At 42.5% G+C, this 17972-nt stretch carries 18 protein-coding genes; 9 read left to right on the top strand and 9 right to left on the bottom strand.

From position 1 onward, the window contains the following. Positions 1-80 precede the first annotated feature (80 nt). Positions 81-989 (bottom strand): DUF808 domain-containing protein, encoded by a 909-nt coding sequence (locus NO991_RS18705; protein ID WP_300545449.1) that lies wholly within the window; start codon positions 987-989, stop codon positions 81-83. A 113-nt stretch (positions 990-1102) separates the two neighbouring features. Between NO991_RS18705 and NO991_RS18700 the strand changes: the two genes are divergently transcribed. From NO991_RS18700 to NO991_RS18685, 4 genes are all read left to right on the top strand, one after another. Continuing rightward, a complete protein-coding gene (locus tag NO991_RS18700) occupies positions 1103-1390 on the top strand; it encodes an MliC family protein (protein ID WP_054554672.1) in 288 nt (95 codons plus the stop codon). A gap of 85 nt (positions 1391-1475) precedes the next feature. After that, a complete protein-coding gene (gene ubiD / locus NO991_RS18695) occupies positions 1476-2942 on the top strand; it encodes a 4-hydroxy-3-polyprenylbenzoate decarboxylase (RefSeq protein WP_138618737.1) in 1467 nt (488 codons plus the stop codon). 87 nt (positions 2943-3029) lie between these two features. Then, the gene (gene fre, locus NO991_RS18690; RefSeq protein WP_054554670.1) at positions 3030-3743 is read left to right on the top strand and encodes an NAD(P)H-flavin reductase; all 714 of its coding nucleotides are present in this window, start codon (positions 3030-3032) and stop codon (positions 3741-3743) included. Positions 3744-3888: 145 nt separating this feature from the next. Further along, positions 3889-4305: a CBS domain-containing protein gene (locus NO991_RS18685; RefSeq protein ID WP_054554669.1), complete on the top strand. Its 417-nt coding sequence runs from the start codon at positions 3889-3891 to the stop codon at positions 4303-4305. A gap of 9 nt (positions 4306-4314) precedes the next feature. Here the strand turns inward: NO991_RS18685 and add are convergent, their stop codons facing one another. The 8 genes from add to cyaY all read right to left on the bottom strand — a co-directional run bounded on the left by add (position 4315) and on the right by cyaY (position 13935). Next, complete coding sequence (gene add / locus NO991_RS18680) at positions 4315-5316, bottom strand: adenosine deaminase (protein ID WP_138618741.1); 1002 nt, start codon at positions 5314-5316, stop codon at positions 4315-4317. Positions 5317-5419: 103 nt separating this feature from the next. After that, a complete protein-coding gene (locus NO991_RS18675) occupies positions 5420-8116 on the bottom strand; it encodes an ATP-binding protein (protein ID WP_300360692.1) in 2697 nt (898 codons plus the stop codon). Positions 8117-8146: 30 nt separating this feature from the next. Continuing rightward, positions 8147-9256 carry a heme biosynthesis HemY N-terminal domain-containing protein gene (locus NO991_RS18670; RefSeq protein ID WP_138618745.1) on the bottom strand — a complete coding sequence of 370 codons (1110 nt, stop codon included), beginning with the start codon at positions 9254-9256 and terminating at the stop codon, positions 8147-8149. Then, on the bottom strand, positions 9253-11073 hold the full coding sequence (locus NO991_RS18665) for a uroporphyrinogen-III synthase (protein ID WP_300545550.1): 1821 nt from the start codon (positions 11071-11073) through the stop codon (positions 9253-9255). Before NO991_RS18665 ends, NO991_RS18670 begins: the two co-directional genes overlap by 4 nt. Before the next feature lies 1 nt (position 11074). Continuing rightward, positions 11075-12013, bottom strand: a complete 939-nt coding sequence (gene hemC, locus NO991_RS18660; protein ID WP_371352276.1) for a hydroxymethylbilane synthase — start codon at positions 12011-12013, stop codon at positions 11075-11077. Positions 12014-12049: 36 nt separating this feature from the next. After that, on the bottom strand, positions 12050-12937 hold the full coding sequence (locus NO991_RS18655; protein ID WP_300420494.1) for a DUF2914 domain-containing protein: 888 nt from the start codon (positions 12935-12937) through the stop codon (positions 12050-12052). A gap of 21 nt (positions 12938-12958) precedes the next feature. After that, positions 12959-13615 (bottom strand): alpha/beta hydrolase, encoded by a 657-nt coding sequence (locus tag NO991_RS18650; RefSeq protein WP_235373327.1) that lies wholly within the window; start codon positions 13613-13615, stop codon positions 12959-12961. Then, positions 13612-13935 carry an iron donor protein CyaY gene (gene cyaY / locus NO991_RS18645; RefSeq protein WP_054554661.1) on the bottom strand — a complete coding sequence of 108 codons (324 nt, stop codon included), beginning with the start codon at positions 13933-13935 and terminating at the stop codon, positions 13612-13614. The genes NO991_RS18650 and cyaY overlap by 4 nt, the downstream gene beginning before the upstream one ends. A 148-nt stretch (positions 13936-14083) precedes the next feature. On the opposite strand from cyaY, the gene NO991_RS18640 reads away from it, so the two are divergent. The 5 genes from NO991_RS18640 to NO991_RS18620 all read left to right on the top strand — a co-directional run bounded on the left by NO991_RS18640 (position 14084) and on the right by NO991_RS18620 (position 17970). Continuing rightward, positions 14084-14263, top strand: a complete 180-nt coding sequence (locus NO991_RS18640; RefSeq protein ID WP_138598962.1) for a lipoprotein — start codon at positions 14084-14086, stop codon at positions 14261-14263. Beyond that, entirely contained in the window at positions 14264-15517 is a 1254-nt protein-coding gene (lysA, locus tag NO991_RS18635) for a diaminopimelate decarboxylase (RefSeq protein WP_199529883.1), read from the top strand. It begins immediately after the preceding gene. 64 nt (positions 15518-15581) lie between these two features. Further along, positions 15582-16412: a diaminopimelate epimerase gene (dapF, locus tag NO991_RS18630; protein ID WP_054554658.1), complete on the top strand. Its 831-nt coding sequence runs from the start codon at positions 15582-15584 to the stop codon at positions 16410-16412. Beyond that, positions 16409-17020, top strand: a complete 612-nt coding sequence (locus NO991_RS18625) for a DUF484 family protein (protein WP_063700662.1) — start codon at positions 16409-16411, stop codon at positions 17018-17020. Before dapF ends, NO991_RS18625 begins: the two co-directional genes overlap by 4 nt. Beyond that, on the top strand, positions 17017-17970 hold the full coding sequence (locus NO991_RS18620; RefSeq protein WP_300360704.1) for a tyrosine recombinase XerC: 954 nt from the start codon (positions 17017-17019) through the stop codon (positions 17968-17970). Before NO991_RS18625 ends, NO991_RS18620 begins: the two co-directional genes overlap by 4 nt. Positions 17971-17972 lie beyond the last annotated feature (2 nt).

The following is a 17972-nucleotide window of genomic DNA, read 5'->3' as shown; positions in this document are numbered from 1 at the left end:
TGTTATTTTTAACTGAGCAATAATAAAGCAAAGCCCCTATATTTGCTACAAACCTTTAACAAAAAAGACTCTTTCAATATTTACTTGCGAAGAATTCTACGCCAAAGCTCCATCATTAAAACGACGATCCCCCCAGCCAAAACACCCAATAAACCATCAAATATAATCGGCGTAGCCAACTCCCCAGTTTTGCCAACTAAATCCGTTACAAACTCGGTGCTACCTTGCTTGGCGTGATGCAAAACAGGGATCCCATGTACCAATATGCCACCGCCAACTAAGAACATAGCAACCGTTCCTGCAAAGGCTAAAAAGCGCATTAACTTAGGCGCTGCAGCAAGTAAAAACTTACCTACAAGCTCTTTAAACTTACCGCCACTTTGCTGCGCTTTTTGCAGTAAATACAAACCAGCATCATCAAGTTTAACAATCCCAGCAACTAACCCATACACGCCAATGGTCATAATAATTGCGATTACACTGAGCACTAAAGCTTGATTAACCAGCGTTGCGCCAGCAACCGTACCTAGCGTTATCACTATAATTTCTGCAGAGAGGATAAAATCAGTACGGATTGCTCCTTTGATTTTTTGCTTTTCGTATTCTTGTAAGTCTTGTTGTTCAACCACACCTTCATCTTCTTGTTGAGCGTGACCAAACAGCTTTTCGATAATTTTCTCTGCACCTTCAAAACACAAAAACAGCCCGCCAACCATTAACAGCGGAGTGATTAACCAAGGCAACCAAACACTAATCAATAACGCTGCGGGCACTAAGATGGCTTTGTTGATAAACGAGCCTTTTGCCACAGCCCAAACCACTGGCAACTCTCTATCGGCAGTTACCCCTGTAACTTGCTGAGCATTAAGCGCGAGGTCATCACCTAACACCCCTGCTGTTTTTTTTGTTGCGACTTTACTCATCGTCGCAATGTCGTCTAAAAGTGTTGTAATATCATCAAGTAAGGTTAGTAAATTTGTGCCTGCCATGGTGGTTCCTTGCCCATTAAATACACTATCAACATAACTTATCCTGCCATTTTCACCAACGGTTAATTTTTCTTTGTTAGGCTTATAGCTCATTCAAAAATAGAGGTGTTTCTATGATTAAACCACTTCTCTCGGGGCTCGCTTTAGTTACCTTGTGCGCATGTGCTGAGCAAAGTGCACCGAGCAACTATCTGTGCGATGAGACCCTCAGCGCCAGTATCGTTGAGTACAATGATGAGGAAGCCAGACTGACATTTAAGGAGAGTGAATATTTACTCAATCGCCAAGTAAGCGGCTCTGGGGTTAAATACAGTGCCGATAATGTGCTGTTTTGGTCTAAAGGCGATGAAGCCATGCTGATTTTAAGAGGTAAAAAGTACCAATGTAGCTTAACCCAGTAATAGCAAAAGCTTTCGTGGCTAAATTAGCTTAATCAGTGGTTTTGAGTATAATAGCGACAGTTTATTCAGCGTTTAAGCGGCTATAATGAAATACAAAGATCTTCGCGAATTTATCGAGTTATTAGAACAAAAAGGTGAGTTAAAGCGGATCAAACAAGAAATTGATCCTTACCTTGAAATGACCGAAATTGCCGACCGTACGTTACGTGCAGAAGGCCCTGCTCTGTTATTCGAAAACCCTAAAGGTCACACCATTCCCGTTCTTGCTAACCTTTTTGGTACGCCCAAACGTGTAGCGATGGGTATGGGCCAAGATGATGTCAGTGAACTGCGCGAAGTTGGTAAGTTATTAGCTTTTCTAAAAGAGCCTGAGCCACCAAAAGGCATTAAAGAGGCACTAGGGCAAATCCCAGTATTCAAACAAGTACTGAATATGCCAGCTAAAGAAGTAAAAAAAGCGCCTTGTCAGCAAGTTATACTTGAAGGCGATAATGTTGACTTAACTAAGCTGCCTATCCAACATTGCTGGCCGGGTGATGCTGCTCCCTTGATCACATGGGGTCTAACGGTTACCAAAGGACCTTATAAAAAGCGCCAAAACTTAGGCATTTACCGTCAGCAGCTATTGGGTAAAAACAAAATTATTATGCGTTGGCTATCGCACCGCGGTGGCGCATTAGATTTTCGTGAATGGTGTAAAGAGCACCCAGGCGAACCTTACCCTGTATCTGTCGCATTAGGTGCCGACCCTGCGACAATCTTAGGCGCTGTAACACCAGTACCAGACACCCTAAGCGAATATGCATTTGCTGGTTTACTACGCGGTAGTAAAACTGAAGTTGTTAAATCGGTTTCAAATGACCTACAAGTGCCTGCTACCGCAGAGTTCGTGCTTGAAGGTTATATTATGCCAGGTGAAACAGCACCAGAAGGCCCTTATGGCGACCACACAGGTTACTACAACGAAGTAGACGAGTTTCCGGTGATGACGGTCACTCACATTACACATCGTGAAAACCCAATTTATCACAGCACTTACACTGGCCGTCCACCAGATGAGCCAGCAGTACTCGGGGTTGCATTGAACGAAGTGTTCGTACCAATTCTGCAAAAGCAATTCCCTGAAATTGTAGATTTTTATCTACCACCTGAAGGCTGTTCTTATCGTATGGCTGTGGTCACGATGAAAAAACAATACCCAGGTCATGCCAAGCGCGTGATGATGGGGGTGTGGTCTTTCTTACGTCAATTCATGTATACCAAGTTCGTGATTGTTTGCGATGATGATGTAAACGCACGTGATTGGAACGACGTGATCTGGGCCATTACAACGCGTATGGACCCTGCTCGCGATACGACGATGATCGAAAACACGCCAATTGATTATTTAGATTTTGCATCGCCAGTTTCGGGCCTTGGCTCAAAAATGGGCATGGATGCAACCAATAAATGGCCAGGCGAAACAGATCGTGAATGGGGTGAGCCCATTGTTATGGATCCAAAAATCAAAGAACGTGTTGATGAATTATGGGACAGCTTAGATATTCTCTAGGCTGTGACTATGTTAAACTGCTCAAAATTTAACGGTTATGAGTGCGATTCATAACCGAATTTGCTTCTGTGCTTATAAAGGTAAACTATGCAAACATTACTCGCTGACGTTGTTGCGATCAGCCCGCTTACAGACCATGTACATAAGGTCATTTTGAAACCACAGCAACCTGTGTCATTCGAGGCAGGCCAATATATGCAACTTGTATTAGGCGAAAAAGATAAGCGTGCCTTTTCTATTGCAAGCCGCCCGTCGCAAACTGAACAGATTGAACTACATATTGGTGCCGCAGGTGCTGATTCATATGCAATGCAAGCGCTTGATCATTTACGTCAAGCACATACAGAGCAACAGCAAGTTAATGTTGAAGTGGGTTTAGGTGTATCACAGCTGCGAGTTGAGGGTGAGCGCCCAATTATTCTACTTGCTGGCGGTACTGGTTTTTCTTATGCCAAATCAATGGCTGATCACCTTGCTGAAATTGGCTGTGAGCGCCCTGTATTATTTTACTGGGGTGTTCGTGAGCAAGCTGCGCTTTATGCTCATGATGAAATGCAAGCATGGGCAAACAGCAACCCACATTTCCAATACATTCCAGTGGTTGAAAATGCGCCGCAAAGCTGGACTGGCAAAACCGGTTACGTCCACAAGGCCGTTATGGCAGATATCGTGTCTTTAGAACCATACGATATTTACATGGCAGGCCGCTTCGACATGATTGGCGTGGTTCGCGATGATTTTATTAACCATGGTGCGGTACGTGAGAACATGTACGCCGATGCATTTGCATTCATTAAATAACTAACTCATACAGATTATTTTTAAGGCATCCAATTGGATGCCTTTTTTATTTGTTTTACCTATCGCCTTAATCCGTCTAAACGATTTCACAAACTGCATTTCCTTGACCATACTCTGTTTAGAATAACGATGGGGAGAGACCCAAATGCTAAATACAAAAGTACAAGACTTTATGCAACGTAAGTTGCCACACATTACGCCTGAAACTGAAATGACCACCGCGATTAGCGAGCTGCAAAAGTTTAAATTACTAGGCGCACCTGTATTCGATGACAACAAAAGTTTAGTTGGCTTTATTTCAGAACAAGAGCTGCTGCAACCGCTCATGCAAAACAGTTATTTCTGCGATGGCGTGGTAAAGGTAAAACAACTCATGCGCACCGATGTTGTTACCGTGAGTAGCGATCAAAATATCATTGAGTTGGCTGATGCCATGAAAACGGGTAAGCCAAAGAATTACCCAGTTATCGAGGGTGGTAAGGTTGTTGGCATGATCAGCCGAGGTGACGTGCTCAAGGCATTATATGAAAACTACGTTTCATGCCAAGAGCACCAAGTATAAGTTAGCTGCTTAACGATTAGCAGCTAACTGTTTTAAAGCCGCTTTATCTGCATCGCTTAAATAAGCAATTTCAAGCGCATTAGCTTGCGCTTTTTCCATATCGGCTTGGCTTAACCCTGCCGCAGGTGCTGCTACTTGATACTCATACGCTATTTCAATACCTTCAACGGCCGGATCATCAGTATTAATCGATGCCAAAATACCATGGTCTAAGAAGGTTTTTAGCGGGTGTTTTGCAAGCTCAGCAACAGTACTGGTTTGAATGTTACTGGTTAAGCAAGACTCAATACCAACGCGCTTATCACGTAAGTAATCCATTAGTCCAGCATCTTCAATTGCTTTTACACCATGACCAATACGCGTTGCACCAAGCTCGTTAATTGCTTGCCAAATGCTTTCGCTACCGCGTGCTTCACCAGCGTGAATCGTGGCAGCTAAGTATGCATCATGAACTTGTTTAAAGTGATCAACAAATAGCTCACCCGGGAAACCAATTTCATCGCCAGCTAGATCAACCGCCACTAAATCATTTTTAAAAGCAAGTAGCGCATCAAGCTCTTGCTGACAGATTTTGGTGCCATATGTACGCGACATGATGCCGATTAAGTTAGCTTTAATTGGCGCGTTTTGGCACGCACTTTTTACACCATCAACCACCGCTTCGACAACTCCTTGCGGGTGTAAGCCTTGGCTTTGCGCCATATAATATGGACTAAAACGAAGCTCAACGTAATCGAGGTTTTGGGCAATCGCATCTTCAACGTTTTCGATAGCAATACGACGACAAGCATCGTAATCACCCAGTACTTTTACACCCCAATCAAGCTTTTGTAAAAATGCCACTAAATTTGGTTCAGGGTCGATAACCTGTACGTGCGGAATAAGCGCTTCAATGTTGTCAGCAGGTAATTCAAGATTAAACTGACGACCAAGGTCTAAGATCGTTTGTGGGCGAACATTACCATCTAGATGACGGTGAATATCAAGCAAAGGGAGTTTGTTATTGATCATAATTAGCACTCAGGTTCAGTAAATTTGCGCGGATCATACGTACCCACGGCGATATTTCAAGTTTAGATGATTTTATTTACTTTTTTGAGGTCAAATGTCTGCTTTAATGGCCGCTAGCATTATGCAAAAAATGCCACAAGGTTTTAAAAAGTTTATCAGCATCAATTGGTTTAGTTAAATAACCATTCATACCACTGGCTAAACCTTTCTTAAGATCATCATCGTGGGCATTTGCCGATAAGCCAATAATCGGTAAATCGGTGATCAGTAACTCGTTGCGAATAACCTTAGTCGCTTGTAAGCCATCCATATTCGGCATTTGAATATCCATGAGTACAAGGTCATAGCTTTTTTCACTGATCATCTTAATAGCCTCGTGGCCATCTTTAGCGATATCAGGTTGGCAACCTTTAGTTTTTAAAATCGAACTCGCCACATGTTGATTCAATGGGTTATCTTCAACCAATAGAATTGTATCGCCAGCAAATGAAACAGCTGTCACATCGATATCAGCTAACTCATCGTCGCTATGAATCACCTCTTCAAGAGGGGACTCAAATGGCAGCGAAATTGTAAACGTTGAACCTTGCCCCTCAGAGCTACTGAGGCTTATCTCGCCTCCCATCATAACAATGAGTTTTTGGCAAATACTCAAGCCTAAACCTGTGCCACCAAAGCGACGAGAGGTTGAGCTATCGGCTTGTGAGAATGGTTTAAACAGGCGCTGTTGCGCCTCTTTACTGATGCCGATGCCAGTATCAATAACACTAAAGTAAGTAAATTCACCCTGCTGCCAAATACGTAATGTAATCGTGCCTTCTTGAGTGAACTTCACCGCATTGTTTAACAGGTTTAATAATACTTGTTTTAAACGAATTGGGTCGGTGTGGATCAATAAGTGCGCAGATGCATCAAACTCAACCTTAAACTTTAAAGCACGGGAATTAAGTTCAAACTGCAATAAGTTAGTCAGTTCATTAACCAACGTATTCACATCGATGGGTTCTTGATGTAGCTCCAATCGCCCCGCTTCTATTTTAGAAAAATCTAAAACATCATTGATTACCCGTAATAGTACATTCAATGCACCATCGGCTTGATCAATATAACCACGGGCTTGTTGCCAGTCAGGCTCTTGCATTGCTAAATAATGCAAACCTTTTATACCATTAATAGGTGTGCGTATTTCATGGCTCATATTCGCCAAGAACTCACTTTTAATTTGGCTGGCTTTATCGGCTTTTAGTTTTTCTTCGCGAAGGCTTTGAGTTTGTTTCGCTACTTGCTGACGAATTTGAATATTAGTACCGGTTACTGAAATCAAAAATGTGATCAATAACCAAACAAACAGCATACCGACTATTTGCGCTAACCAATAAGGCAGCCATGACGACTGCGCTACTGACTCCCATAATTTCACCTGCCAAACGCGCTCGCCAATAATAAAATTAAAGCTCGCAATAGCGGTTGTACCAACACGGTTTGGGCTGTAAATCTCGACAGGGTTAGTACCATCGGTAACATCAAAAAAACTGGTTTCAATCTCAGTATTTTGATTAAAATTTAGTGTTTGTGCCAGCAACTCTAAATTAACCACAGCAACAACATAACCCCGAAAGCCGACCTGATGATTAATGTCTGAATAAACAGGGTTGAAGAATAAAACGCCCTTTTCGTTACCATCACCTTGCATCAAAGTAATAGGCTCACTGACGGTGACATTTTTAATTAACCGAGAGTCAGTTAACGCTTGTTTACGTAACTCGCTTGAAGCCAAATCAAAGCCTTGCGCTGGTTCGTTCCCTACTAATGGATGAATATATTGCACCGGAAAATAGACTGCTCGCTTACTTACCGGCTGCCACTGTCCTGCAGCATTTTTTTCTTTCACGTAGTAATCAGCACCCAGTTCATCACGCAGTAGACTTTGATAGTTATTTAGTTGTGAGTGAATAACTTTAGGTGCCCACTCAAGGGCAAGGATTTCTTTGCTATATTGTAGTTGCCTTGTTGTAAAACGCTTAAATTCATCAAAATCAACCATGTCACTACTAGCAAAAAAAGTAGCTAATAAAGATAAATGCGATTTAATTTCATCAACTTGGTGTTCAAGATTAGTATGAATTGCACTGACTTTTGCTTGCTGGCGCTGTAAGTCTTTGTCTTTTTTTACACTGGCTGCACCATAAAAGCTGACACAAATAACCACATAAATTAATAACGACGGCACAATGATTTGCAGCCGTTGACGAGTGTGGTGGTAACTAAATGCCGCTAAAATTAATGGTGTGAAAATCAGCACCCCAATGCTGTCGCCAATCCACCATGCGATAAAATTATTAAGCGCCGCATAACTCGGAATAACATTATTAATGACCAATAAGCCGGTGCCAATTGATGCTGCAATCAAGCTACACAAAGGGCCGCCTATCATTAAACCAATCATACTTTGCTTTAATGACGATAACTCAATCGGGCGTTTAACTACATGAATTATAATGTAATAGGCAAGCCAAGCCTGAAATGTTGATGCACTTGTCACACCAATAGCTTGCAACATCATTTGCCAGTGAAAAATATCAGTAACTTTATCAAGGTGAATAAGGTTTACAAAGAACGCCCCTAGCAAAACTCCTAGCAGAGCACGATTTCGAAGCAGTAAGATACTGGCAAGCGCAATACCTGCAGGCGGCCACGCTGCAACCGCATAACCATCAATCGCCAGCAAAGAATTACTTAAATACCCTGTAAGAAAGTAAGCAAGTGCAATACTTATTGTCAGTGTAAATAAGTTTTTCAAGCCATTGCTCCTTTGCCGGCTGAAGTAAAATTATTGATAGAGTACCAATGCTTTTTCTGGTTGGGCACTCTTACTATAACTAAGAACCGCTTGCTGCAAATAGGCATGGCGGTTATCAGCATTAAGCGCTTTATCAAACACCCGCGCAGCTAAGTCATATTCACCATGCGCATTTGCTAAACATGCAAGGGCTAATAGTAAATCTGTATTTTCGGTATCTTTTTTTAATACATCCTGCAAACTTGATTGCAACTTGAGTGCATCGCCAGCGCTACTAGTACGTAAAATACGTGCTAAGTCTTTATGTTGCAGCGGTTTTTTTATCATTTTAATTAAGCTTAGCTCAATTTTGTTTAACTCACCTGCCTTCGCCATCGCCGTTAAATAGCTTACCTCAGCATGTGGTTTCAGGTTTTTGGCTAATTGCTCATAACGCTCAGTTAAATCTCCGTTTGATTGAGCTGCAAAGTAACTATCAAAAAGTTGTTGCCACTCTTGCTCTGAAAGTGTTTTCTTGCGCAATAAACGCGGCATAAAGTCATTCAATGACGCCCACTTTTGCTCTTTTACCAATACATGGGCATACATTTTAAGCTCTAAACTCGTGGCTTTTTTGCGCTCAGCTAACGCTTTAAGGTCAGCAAAAATGGTGCTGGTTTCACCGCTAGCAATCCATAAATTAGCCACTTTTAACTGCTTATCCTGGCTTATTTTATCAAGATAACTAACCGCTTTTTCGCTCTCATTATTAGCTAATGCCGCTTTAGCAAGAAGCGCATAACGTATATCGCTCCACTTATCTGCAACACTATTGTTATCAAGTGCAAGCTCAAGCTGTGCATAATCGTTATTAATTAAGCTCCATACACCTTGCTCAATAGCCGCTTGTTTACGCTCTTCACTGCGCGCAAAAAAGCCATGGCGTGTATGGCTATATAAAGATATTACGTAACGGCAAAGCTTATAAAGTAAAAACAGTGCAGCGAATGCTAATATTAAAAGTGCTGTGATGCCCCAAATAGTCCCTTCAATGGTTGTTTTATTAAAGGCAATTAGTACATAACCCTTTTGATCTATAAAAAAAGGGGCAATCCCTAAGCAGACTGCTATTGCAATAATGATTAATAAAAAGCGGATCATTGTGCCCACTCCTTCACCTGCTCAGTACTTTGTAGTGACACTTTTGGACTAAAATCGAGCTGCTCTTTCGAAAGCTCAGTAAGGCTCTTTAAGGCCGCTTTTGTTTGCGCATCATCTTGTTTAAAGTAATCTTTTACCAAGCTATGAGCAGCATCAACAGCACTAAAATACACACTACTTTGTTTACTTAATACCGCATCTTGCGCTTGAGCTAAATATAAACTCAGGCGCTGTTTTACTAGGTGACGCTCTTGCTCACTTAAAAATGGTGCGATAACCATATCTTCACGTGTGCGCACTTTAACAAAGAAGTCTTTAAACTGCTGCCACGACTTCGCAAGGTTTTGACGCCACTCACTGACATTTTCACTTAATTGATTTGGGTCTTCTTTAACGACCTCTTCAGGGAGTGAAATAGCATTAAATACCAGTTCATCAACTTTTTGATTAATGCCATGCAGTTTTAAATAAATTGCCTCAACAGCCACAGGTTCTATGGCATTCAAGGTTTGTAAATCTTGGTGAATTGCTTGGCGAATAGCGCCTGTACCCGGGTGTTCTGCAAGCAAGCTATCTAAGCGAGATAGCACAGCAGCAGCCCCTTGGTAATCGTGCTCTGCCCACAATTTAAATTCGGCCATACGCTGCAAGCTTGTGACTTCTTGCGGATTAAGCGTGAAAGTTTGCTGCTCGGCGCGCTTTAAAGCCGCTTGTAATTGCTGCTGTGTTTGCTCAGCACTTTCGTTTAGTGCATCAGTGACCTTTTGTTCACTGTTATAAAGCGAGTGCTGCATTGTTTGTTGGGCACTTTTTAATGCATCAATTTGCTGCTGTAAGCGAAGGTTTTCATCTGTCAGTTCAGTCAATGCCACAGCCGATTGCTGATCGCTATTTAATTTTAGATAAAACTCATAGCCAACTGCACAAGCCACTAAAAGTGAAATAAGTAACGCTAAGCTACCTGTTTTGCTGATGCCTCTTTTAGCTTGTACAGGCGCTTTTGCCCCAGTATTTGCCGTTTGCGCTTTTTTCTCTGGCTGTGCAGTCACTGGCTTTGCGGGTTGTTTTGATTCTGCTTCACTCATTTTGCTACCTTGCTGATTAATGCAGGTGAACATAGCGTTGTCGCTCGCCCCTGCAGCAATATGTATCTGTGTTCTTACGATATTTTGTTGCTTTAAATAGTCAGCGATACGCTCACTGGCAACGAAAAACTGTCGCTCTTTCAACCATGCAAGCTGAGGCTCTTTTAGGCCATTAAAAATGGCATCCACCGCTGCATTACTGGTAATGACTATACCTTCTACATCAATTGTTTGCCAGTGGTCCATCCACTTGCCCGGTTCGCTCTCAATTGCGCTTCGCTTGTAAACAACCAATTGATTTAATAAAGCACCACGTTGTTTTAACGTTTTTGCTATGGTCGTGCGCCCACCTTCACCTTTCACTAAAACAATGTTACTTAGTTCAACATCTTGTAGTGTTTTTAATTCAAGCAGACCTTCTGAATCATGCTGTTTGGGCACTGCGGCTCGTCGCCCAAAGGCTTCATAAACCGCATCAGCAGTTTGCTGACCGACCGCATAAAGTTGCGCTGCTTTGTTGATTGTTGGTGTGAGTTTTAACAAGGCATGCACGGCATCTTGCGAGATAAAAATGATTTTATCGGCATTTTCTAGCGGCGCGAGCTCACTACTATTTACTGTGAGGTAATCTAAGCTAAGGACTGGGCACAGGGTTGTTTGATAACCCGCCTGCTGAAGCTCAAGAGCAAGCTCAGTGCCTTTTCCTTCTGGACGAGTTATCAAAATATGCATATTAAGCGTCTCTATATACTTCAGCTAAAATTTTATCAGCACCTTGCTCAAGTAGCTTTTCAGCAAGTGTAATACCTAACTGCTCTGCGTCAGCCACTGGGCCTGTCACTTCATCACGTAGCATTTTGCTACCATCAATAGCGCCCACTAAACCACGTAAATGCACTTGCTCACCATCGACCAATGCAAATGCACCAATAGGTACTTGGCAACCACCTTCTAAACGGCGATTCATAGCACGCTCGGCATTAACACGAATGCGTGTTTCATTATGTTCAAGTGGCGCTAACAGTGCTTTTGTTACTTCATCATCAATACGGCACTCAATACCCACAGCACCTTGACCATTTGCAGGTAATGATACCTCTGGCTCGATAAAAGCTGTAATACGCTCTGGCATTTCTAAACGAATTAGACCCGCTGCAGCTAGGATGATTGCATCATATTGTCCATCATCTAGTTTTGCTAAACGCGTATTAACATTACCGCGTAAGTCACGAATGTCTAAATCAGGGCGCGCTTCGCGAATTTGGCATTGGCGGCGTAAGCTTGATGTACCAACAATAGCGCCTTGAGGTAACTCATCTAAACTCTTGTAGTTATTTGATACAAACGCATCGCGTGGGTCTTCACGTTCACAAATTGTGTGTAATGCTAAACCTTCAGGAAACTCAACAGGCACATCTTTCATTGAATGCACCGCAATATCTGCGCGACCATCAAGCATGGCTTGCTCAAGCTCTTTTACGAATAAGCCTTTACCACCAATCTTGGCCAGTGGTGTATCAAGGATAATATCGCCTTGTGTCGACATAGGAACCAACTCTACCGTTACGTCGTCATGGAAGTGCTCTAGTTGAGCTTTTACAAATTCAGCCTGCCATAAAGCAAGTGCACTTTTACGGGTCGCGATACGAACTAGTTTTGTTGTCTGTGTCATGAAAAATCCAATTAATTATCAGGCTGATACTAAATATTACTCAGCTAAAATTCTAAATTCTTTTTGGGCCAGTAAGTTGCCATCTGCGTCAATAACTTCAACACGCCAATCACCCAGTTGCTCTGGCATGATGTTTTTCGTTGAATAAGTACGAAAACGTGGACTGCTTACGGCCAATTCAATCGAAGCAAGCTGTTGGTCTTGGTAATACCATTGGTGACGAACAGTTTCTCCCTGCATATTTCTAAGCTCGCTAAAAAAGCTCAGGCTACTGCTAATTTGCGCTAATTTTACATCGTTTTTTAAAACGTTTACTGGTTCTCGATCAACAACATCGGTAGTTAATACTGCGCGGCTTACTTTATCTGTGTCTATTTTTGCGCCAATTGCGACACTGGCAATATGTGCTGACCGTGAAAACTGCTGCTGAGCATCAGGTGCTGCTGCAATTTCAACTTGCTGTTCAGTTTGTGATGCTTCTTCATCAGGAATAACGGCTAATGTTTCAGGTTGTTGCTCATCAATAACCTCTTCACTGTCGATCTCAGCCTCTACTGTCGTAACGTCAGGTTCTACAATGTTTGAGCTCACGACCTCTGCTTTAGCTGTTTCTGTGTTATCAGCCAGCGGTGTTTGCTCATTCATTGGCGGTGCGACGATTTCTTTTGGCTCTTCTTGCTCAGCGTCATTCAAAGGCGCTTGTAGCTCAGCATTTGCAAACTCTGATTGCGGCTCATCTTGCGGAGATTGCTCAGCATTTACAGCGCCAATAAAGCTATACACTAATATAGCCAGCGCAACTAAGATAACACTGCTAACCATAAAGATGCGTCGCCAATGCCATTGATAAGTCACTGCCGTCGGCGCTGAATTAACTGGTTCAACGGTATTCATATTTGCTGTAATTACAAGTTTCTTTGTCATGTTGGCCTCTAAAACCAAAAATTAACTCAAGCGAGCAATTAACCACTCTCGAATAGCCATTAGTTCTTCACCACAAACTTGGTGCGCCATCGGATAGTCTTGCCAGCTTACTTCCATGTTATTTGCGCTAAGCACGTCAAATGCTTGTCTGCCTGCGCTATGCGGTACCACATCGTCAAATCGACCATGTGCCATAAAAATGTTTAACCCCTGCTGCTTGGCTTCATTGGCAAATTTTGCAGGCACACACATGTAGGTTGAAAGTGCCATTACACCCGCTAATTTAAAATCTAGACGTGGCGCTAAGTGCAGCGATACCACACCCCCTTGCGAAAAACCGGCAAGAATAATTTTGTTAGGAGCGATACCTTTTGCAATTTCTTGGTCAATAATTGCAGCCACTTTTGCAGCAGATTCACGCACTCCTTGCTCATCAGCACGCTTATCTAAATCCATCGATTTAATATCGTACCAAGAGCGCATTGCCATACCACCATTTAAGGTGACCGGTTGCACTGGCGCATGTGGAAACACAAAACGCACACCAAGCTCTTTTGGTAGAGCAAGTTGCGGTGCAACGGGCGCAAAACCATCACCTGAATCACCTAAACCATGTAGCCAGATAACCGTTGCTTTGTGATCACCTTGCGCTGGATATTCAACAAACTCTAAACTCATAGTTCAGAACGCCATTCAATTGTTTGACCTGCTTGGCGAGTTGCCGCATCACACATAAATTGCCAAAACTCTGCACCTGAGCGGTTATCAATCCACTTATCGTCGCGTAGTTCAAAATGGTGACCGTTAAATTTAGTCGCTACCCAAACTTGGTGTAATGGTGCTTGCTTGTTGATCACTATTTTACTGCGATCAGGAAAGATGATTTCTAAAATACCTGACGCTGATTCATAGTCTAAATCGGCATCACATTCATCGATTTGCTCTTCAATAGTTAGCATTAATGCATCGGCTAGTGTGTGGTATTCATGATCAGTCATTTTAGTGTCCTTTAACTGGCTTTAAGCCTAGATCTGGGGGCAGATTGTGTACATCAAGTGTAACAGGAATAAATTCATCCGCGAATAGCTGCATTTTTTAAATATTCTGTTACTCTGCGATTATAAAGCCAGCAACCGTATTAATCTAATGAAAGAGACTCATAGCCAAAAATTAAAAACCATTTTACCTCTAAGCGCCCTTCTAGTAACCCTAGCAGGTTGCGGACAAAGTGGTGCTCTTTATCTGCCAGATGATACTAAGCCGCCTGCAAAGTCTCAGCCACAAGCTGATCCATCCGAACAACCAGAGCAAAAACAGGACCAATAGATGGACTTTTTTAACTACAATAATAATCAGCTGTTCGCTGAAGACATCGCTGTCAAAGAGCTTGCCGAACAATATGGTACGCCTTGTTATATCTATTCTCGCAAAACCTTTGAACGTCATTATTTAGCATTTGCAGACGCTGCTAAGTCACATAATAGCTTGGTGTGCTATGCCGTAAAAGCCAACTCAAATATTGCCGTGCTGAATATTTTAGCGCGACTTGGCTCAGGTTTTGACATCGTTTCAAAAGGTGAGCTTGCACGCGTTATCCAAGCAGGCGGAGACGCAAGTAAGGTTGTGTTTTCTGGCGTTGCAAAAACCGCTGACGAAATTACTTATGCACTTGAATTGGGGATCAAGTGTTTTAACGTTGAGTCAGTGGCTGAGCTTGAACGAATTTCAAAAGTGGCAACAGATCTTAACTTGGTGGCACCGATTTCGATTCGCGTAAACCCAGATATAGATGCAAAAACGCACCCCTATATCTCAACTGGTTTAAAAGAGAATAAATTTGGTATTGATATTCAAACTGCGGTGACTGTGTATCAACATGCAGCATCATTACCCGGTTTAAAAATTACCGGTGTAGATTGCCACATCGGTTCGCAGCTAACGGAAATAAAACCTTTCTTAGCAGCCCTTGAAAAAGTACTGACTCTTATCGAAGAGTTAAAAGCGGTTGGCATCAAGCTAACTCACCTAGATATCGGTGGTGGTCTTGGCGTGCCTTATAATGGCGAAACGCCTCCTCATCCAAGCGAGTATGTTGATAAAATTACCGCTCGATTAGCAGACTACCAAGATTTAGAACTTATTTTTGAACCTGGTCGTGCGATTGCAGCCAACGCAGGTATTTTAGTTACTAAAGTTGAGTTTATTAAACAAAACCAAGATAAGTTCTTTGCTATTGTTGATGCTGGCATGAACGATATGTTGCGTCCATCGCTGTATCAAGCTTGGCAAAGTATTGTGCCAGTTGAACCTCGCGCAGATGATACACCTACTCACAACTACGATATTGTCGGCCCAGTTTGTGAAACCGGCGACTTTTTAGGCAAAGACCGTGAGCTTGCACTTCAAGCCGGTGACCTATTAGCGCAGCGCAGCGCTGGCGCGTATGGTTTTACCATGAGCTCAAATTACAACTCACGCCCGCGTGTTGCAGAGATTATGGTGGATGGTCAGCAAAGCCATTTAATTCGCCAACGCGAAACCTTAGAAAGCCTTTGGCAAGGTGAGAAAATTTTACCATAAACGTTTTTATAACCGCCCTGCTCTGTGGCATGATTAGCTCAGAGCAAACCCGAATTAGAGCGTTATGTTAGTTAATTTTTCAAAAATGCACGGCCTAGGTAATGACTTTGTCGTTATTGATAACATTACTCAAAATGTTTTTTTATCACGTGATCAAATAAAGAAGCTGGCAGATCGCCATTTCGGCATTGGCTTCGATCAACTGCTTATGGTTGAAGCCCCTTACTCGCCTGATCTCGATTTTCATTATCGAATTTTCAATGCCGATGGTAACGAAGTTGAACAATGCGGCAACGGCGCGCGCTGTTTCGCCCGCTTTGTACGTATGAAGGGCCTGACCAATAAGCATAAAATTTCGGTTTCAACAAAATCTGGTAACCTCACGCTTTATATAGAGAAAGATGGCCAAGTAACGGTAAATATGGGCCACCCTAATTTTGAACCGAACAAAATTCCATTAAAAGCCAGCAAGCGTGAGCTGACCTATATTCTTCGCACTGAAGAACACACAGTATTTAGTGGCGCAGTGTCGATGGGTAACCCACATTGCGTGTTAGAAGTTGATGACATTCATACCGCAGAAGTCACCACCTTAGGCCCACTCCTTGAAAATCATGAGCGTTTTCCACAACGTGCAAATGTTGGTTTTATGCAGGTAATTTCGCAAGATCACATTAAACTAAGAGTGTGGGAACGTGGCGTTAGTGAAACCTTAGCCTGTGGTACAGGTGCTTGTGCTGCGGTCGTGGTTGGACAAATTCAAAGTAAACTTGCTAATACCGTACAAGTTGACTTACCCGGCGGCAGTTTACAAGTACGTTGGCAAGGCGAAGGCCACCCTGTACGAATGACAGGCCCTGCTGAGCATGTTTTTGATGGACAAGTGGCACTATGAGCAAACTAACAGAACAACAAATTGCTGAATATTTAAAAGCACACCCTGATTTTTTTATTAAAAACCCTGATGTGCTCGCTGAAGTTGAACTACAACAGCAAACGGCTGGAGCAACGTCTTTGGTACATATTCAACAGCGCCAATTACGTGAACACAATACGTTATTAAAAAATAAGATTGAGCAGCTCGTTGAACAAGCAAAAGAAAACGAGTTAATTTACCGCTTATTTAGCGACTGTCATCGTCAGTTATGGACTAACTACGACTTTACGACACTGGCTAGCAATTTGCGCAATATTATCTGCACTAATCCATCCATTAACGAATGCCACTTAGTTAAGTACGATAAAAAGTTTGATGAATTAATTGCTCATCGCCTGCAAAACGACGGCATTTACTTGGGTCGAGTAAGCCAACAAGAAAGAGACTTACTGTTTTCAGACACGACTCAATCGACTGCCTTATATTTAATTGGTAACACAAAACACCCTGTGGCTATTTTGGCGTTTGGTAGTGATGACGTAAATCACTTCGAACCGGCAAAAGACAGCTTTTTTGTCCTTGAGTTTGTTCGCTCATTACAACTGCGCTTATTGGAACTTGCATGAGCGATGTGACGACGCCAGACATTGATGAATTAAGTGATGCTTGGCGAACACCTATCCAACTATTTGCAGACTACTTACGCTACGAAAAACAATACTCAGCGCACACAGTAAACCAATACACGAGCCAGCTAGGCTTCGCAGCTTTGTACTTTAGTAAACTATGTGAAGACTGGTTTGCTGTTCAAGGTGAGCATATTCGCCGTTACAGCATGCAAATGCGCAGCAAACAATTGAGTGGTCGCACAATCAGTTTAAAACTGAGCTGTATTCGCAGTTTATATAAATTCTTAAAAGCCAAAAATATCGCCAATCAGGCACATTATCACAATCCAGCAGAGGCCATTAAAGGGCCAAAATTTTCCAAGCCTTTACCCAAAAATTTAGACGTAGATCAAATGGCTAAGCTACTAGAACTGCCAGATGATGAGCCTTTAGCTATTCGTGACAAAGCTATGATGGAATTAATGTACTCTTCGGGTCTGCGCATTAGCGAGTTAGTTGGCGCTAACATACAAGATATAAACCCGACTGAAGGCGAAATTTTAGTCCGCGGTAAAGGTAACAAAGAACGCTTATTACCTGTAGGCAGCAAAGCGCTCAGTGCATTAAAAGCATGGCTGAAAATTCGCCCTCAATTTGCACATCCTGATGAAATAGCCGTGTTTGTTAGCAGCCAAAAAAAGCGAATTTCCGTACGCCAAGTTCGCTTACGGATGCAAGAGTGGGGCATTAAGCAAGGGATCAGCTCACAAGTGCATCCGCATAAATTGCGCCACTCATTTGCATCACATATTTTAGAATCATCAGGGGATCTGCGTGCCGTACAAGAACTGTTAGGACACAGTAGTTTGTCTGCAACTCAAGTTTATACGCATTTAGATTTTCAGCATTTAGCTAAAGTGTACGATAACACCCACCCACGCGCTAAAAAGCGCTCAACATCAGAGTAAAC

It is taken from the genome of Pseudoalteromonas sp. DY56-GL22 (assembly GCF_041414715.1).
Lineage (GTDB): Bacteria > Pseudomonadota > Gammaproteobacteria > Enterobacterales > Alteromonadaceae > Pseudoalteromonas > Pseudoalteromonas simplex.
Note: the sequence above shows the minus strand (reverse complement) of the source record. Positions and strands in the feature narration are given on the sequence as shown.

Excerpts from the sequence above, each read along its gene's own strand:
- hemC (WP_371352276.1), bottom strand. The coding sequence starts at position 12,013 with ATGACACAGACAACAAAACTAGTTCGTATCGCGACCCGTAAAAGTGCA.
- cyaY (WP_054554661.1), bottom strand. The coding sequence starts at position 13,935 with ATGACTGATCATGAATACCACACACTAGCCGATGCATTAATGCTAACT.
- NO991_RS18640 (WP_138598962.1), top strand. The coding sequence starts at position 14,084 with ATGAAAGAGACTCATAGCCAAAAATTAAAAACCATTTTACCTCTAAGC.
- fre (WP_054554670.1), top strand. The coding sequence starts at position 3,030 with ATGCAAACATTACTCGCTGACGTTGTTGCGATCAGCCCGCTTACAGAC.
- NO991_RS18665 (WP_300545550.1), bottom strand. The coding sequence starts at position 11,073 with ATGCATATTTTGATAACTCGTCCAGAAGGAAAAGGCACTGAGCTTGCT.
- NO991_RS18655 (WP_300420494.1), bottom strand. The coding sequence starts at position 12,937 with ATGACAAAGAAACTTGTAATTACAGCAAATATGAATACCGTTGAACCA.
- lysA (WP_199529883.1), top strand. The coding sequence starts at position 14,264 with ATGGACTTTTTTAACTACAATAATAATCAGCTGTTCGCTGAAGACATC.
- NO991_RS18705 (WP_300545449.1), bottom strand. The coding sequence starts at position 989 with ATGGCAGGCACAAATTTACTAACCTTACTTGATGATATTACAACACTT.
- dapF (WP_054554658.1), top strand. The coding sequence starts at position 15,582 with ATGTTAGTTAATTTTTCAAAAATGCACGGCCTAGGTAATGACTTTGTC.
- add (WP_138618741.1), bottom strand. The coding sequence starts at position 5,316 with ATGATCAATAACAAACTCCCTTTGCTTGATATTCACCGTCATCTAGAT.
- NO991_RS18650 (WP_235373327.1), bottom strand. The coding sequence starts at position 13,615 with ATGAGTTTAGAGTTTGTTGAATATCCAGCGCAAGGTGATCACAAAGCA.
- NO991_RS18620 (WP_300360704.1), top strand. The coding sequence starts at position 17,017 with ATGAGCGATGTGACGACGCCAGACATTGATGAATTAAGTGATGCTTGG.
- NO991_RS18685 (WP_054554669.1), top strand. The coding sequence starts at position 3,889 with ATGCTAAATACAAAAGTACAAGACTTTATGCAACGTAAGTTGCCACAC.
- ubiD (WP_138618737.1), top strand. The coding sequence starts at position 1,476 with ATGAAATACAAAGATCTTCGCGAATTTATCGAGTTATTAGAACAAAAA.
- NO991_RS18700 (WP_054554672.1), top strand. The coding sequence starts at position 1,103 with ATGATTAAACCACTTCTCTCGGGGCTCGCTTTAGTTACCTTGTGCGCA.
- NO991_RS18670 (WP_138618745.1), bottom strand. The coding sequence starts at position 9,256 with ATGATCCGCTTTTTATTAATCATTATTGCAATAGCAGTCTGCTTAGGG.
- NO991_RS18625 (WP_063700662.1), top strand. The coding sequence starts at position 16,409 with ATGAGCAAACTAACAGAACAACAAATTGCTGAATATTTAAAAGCACAC.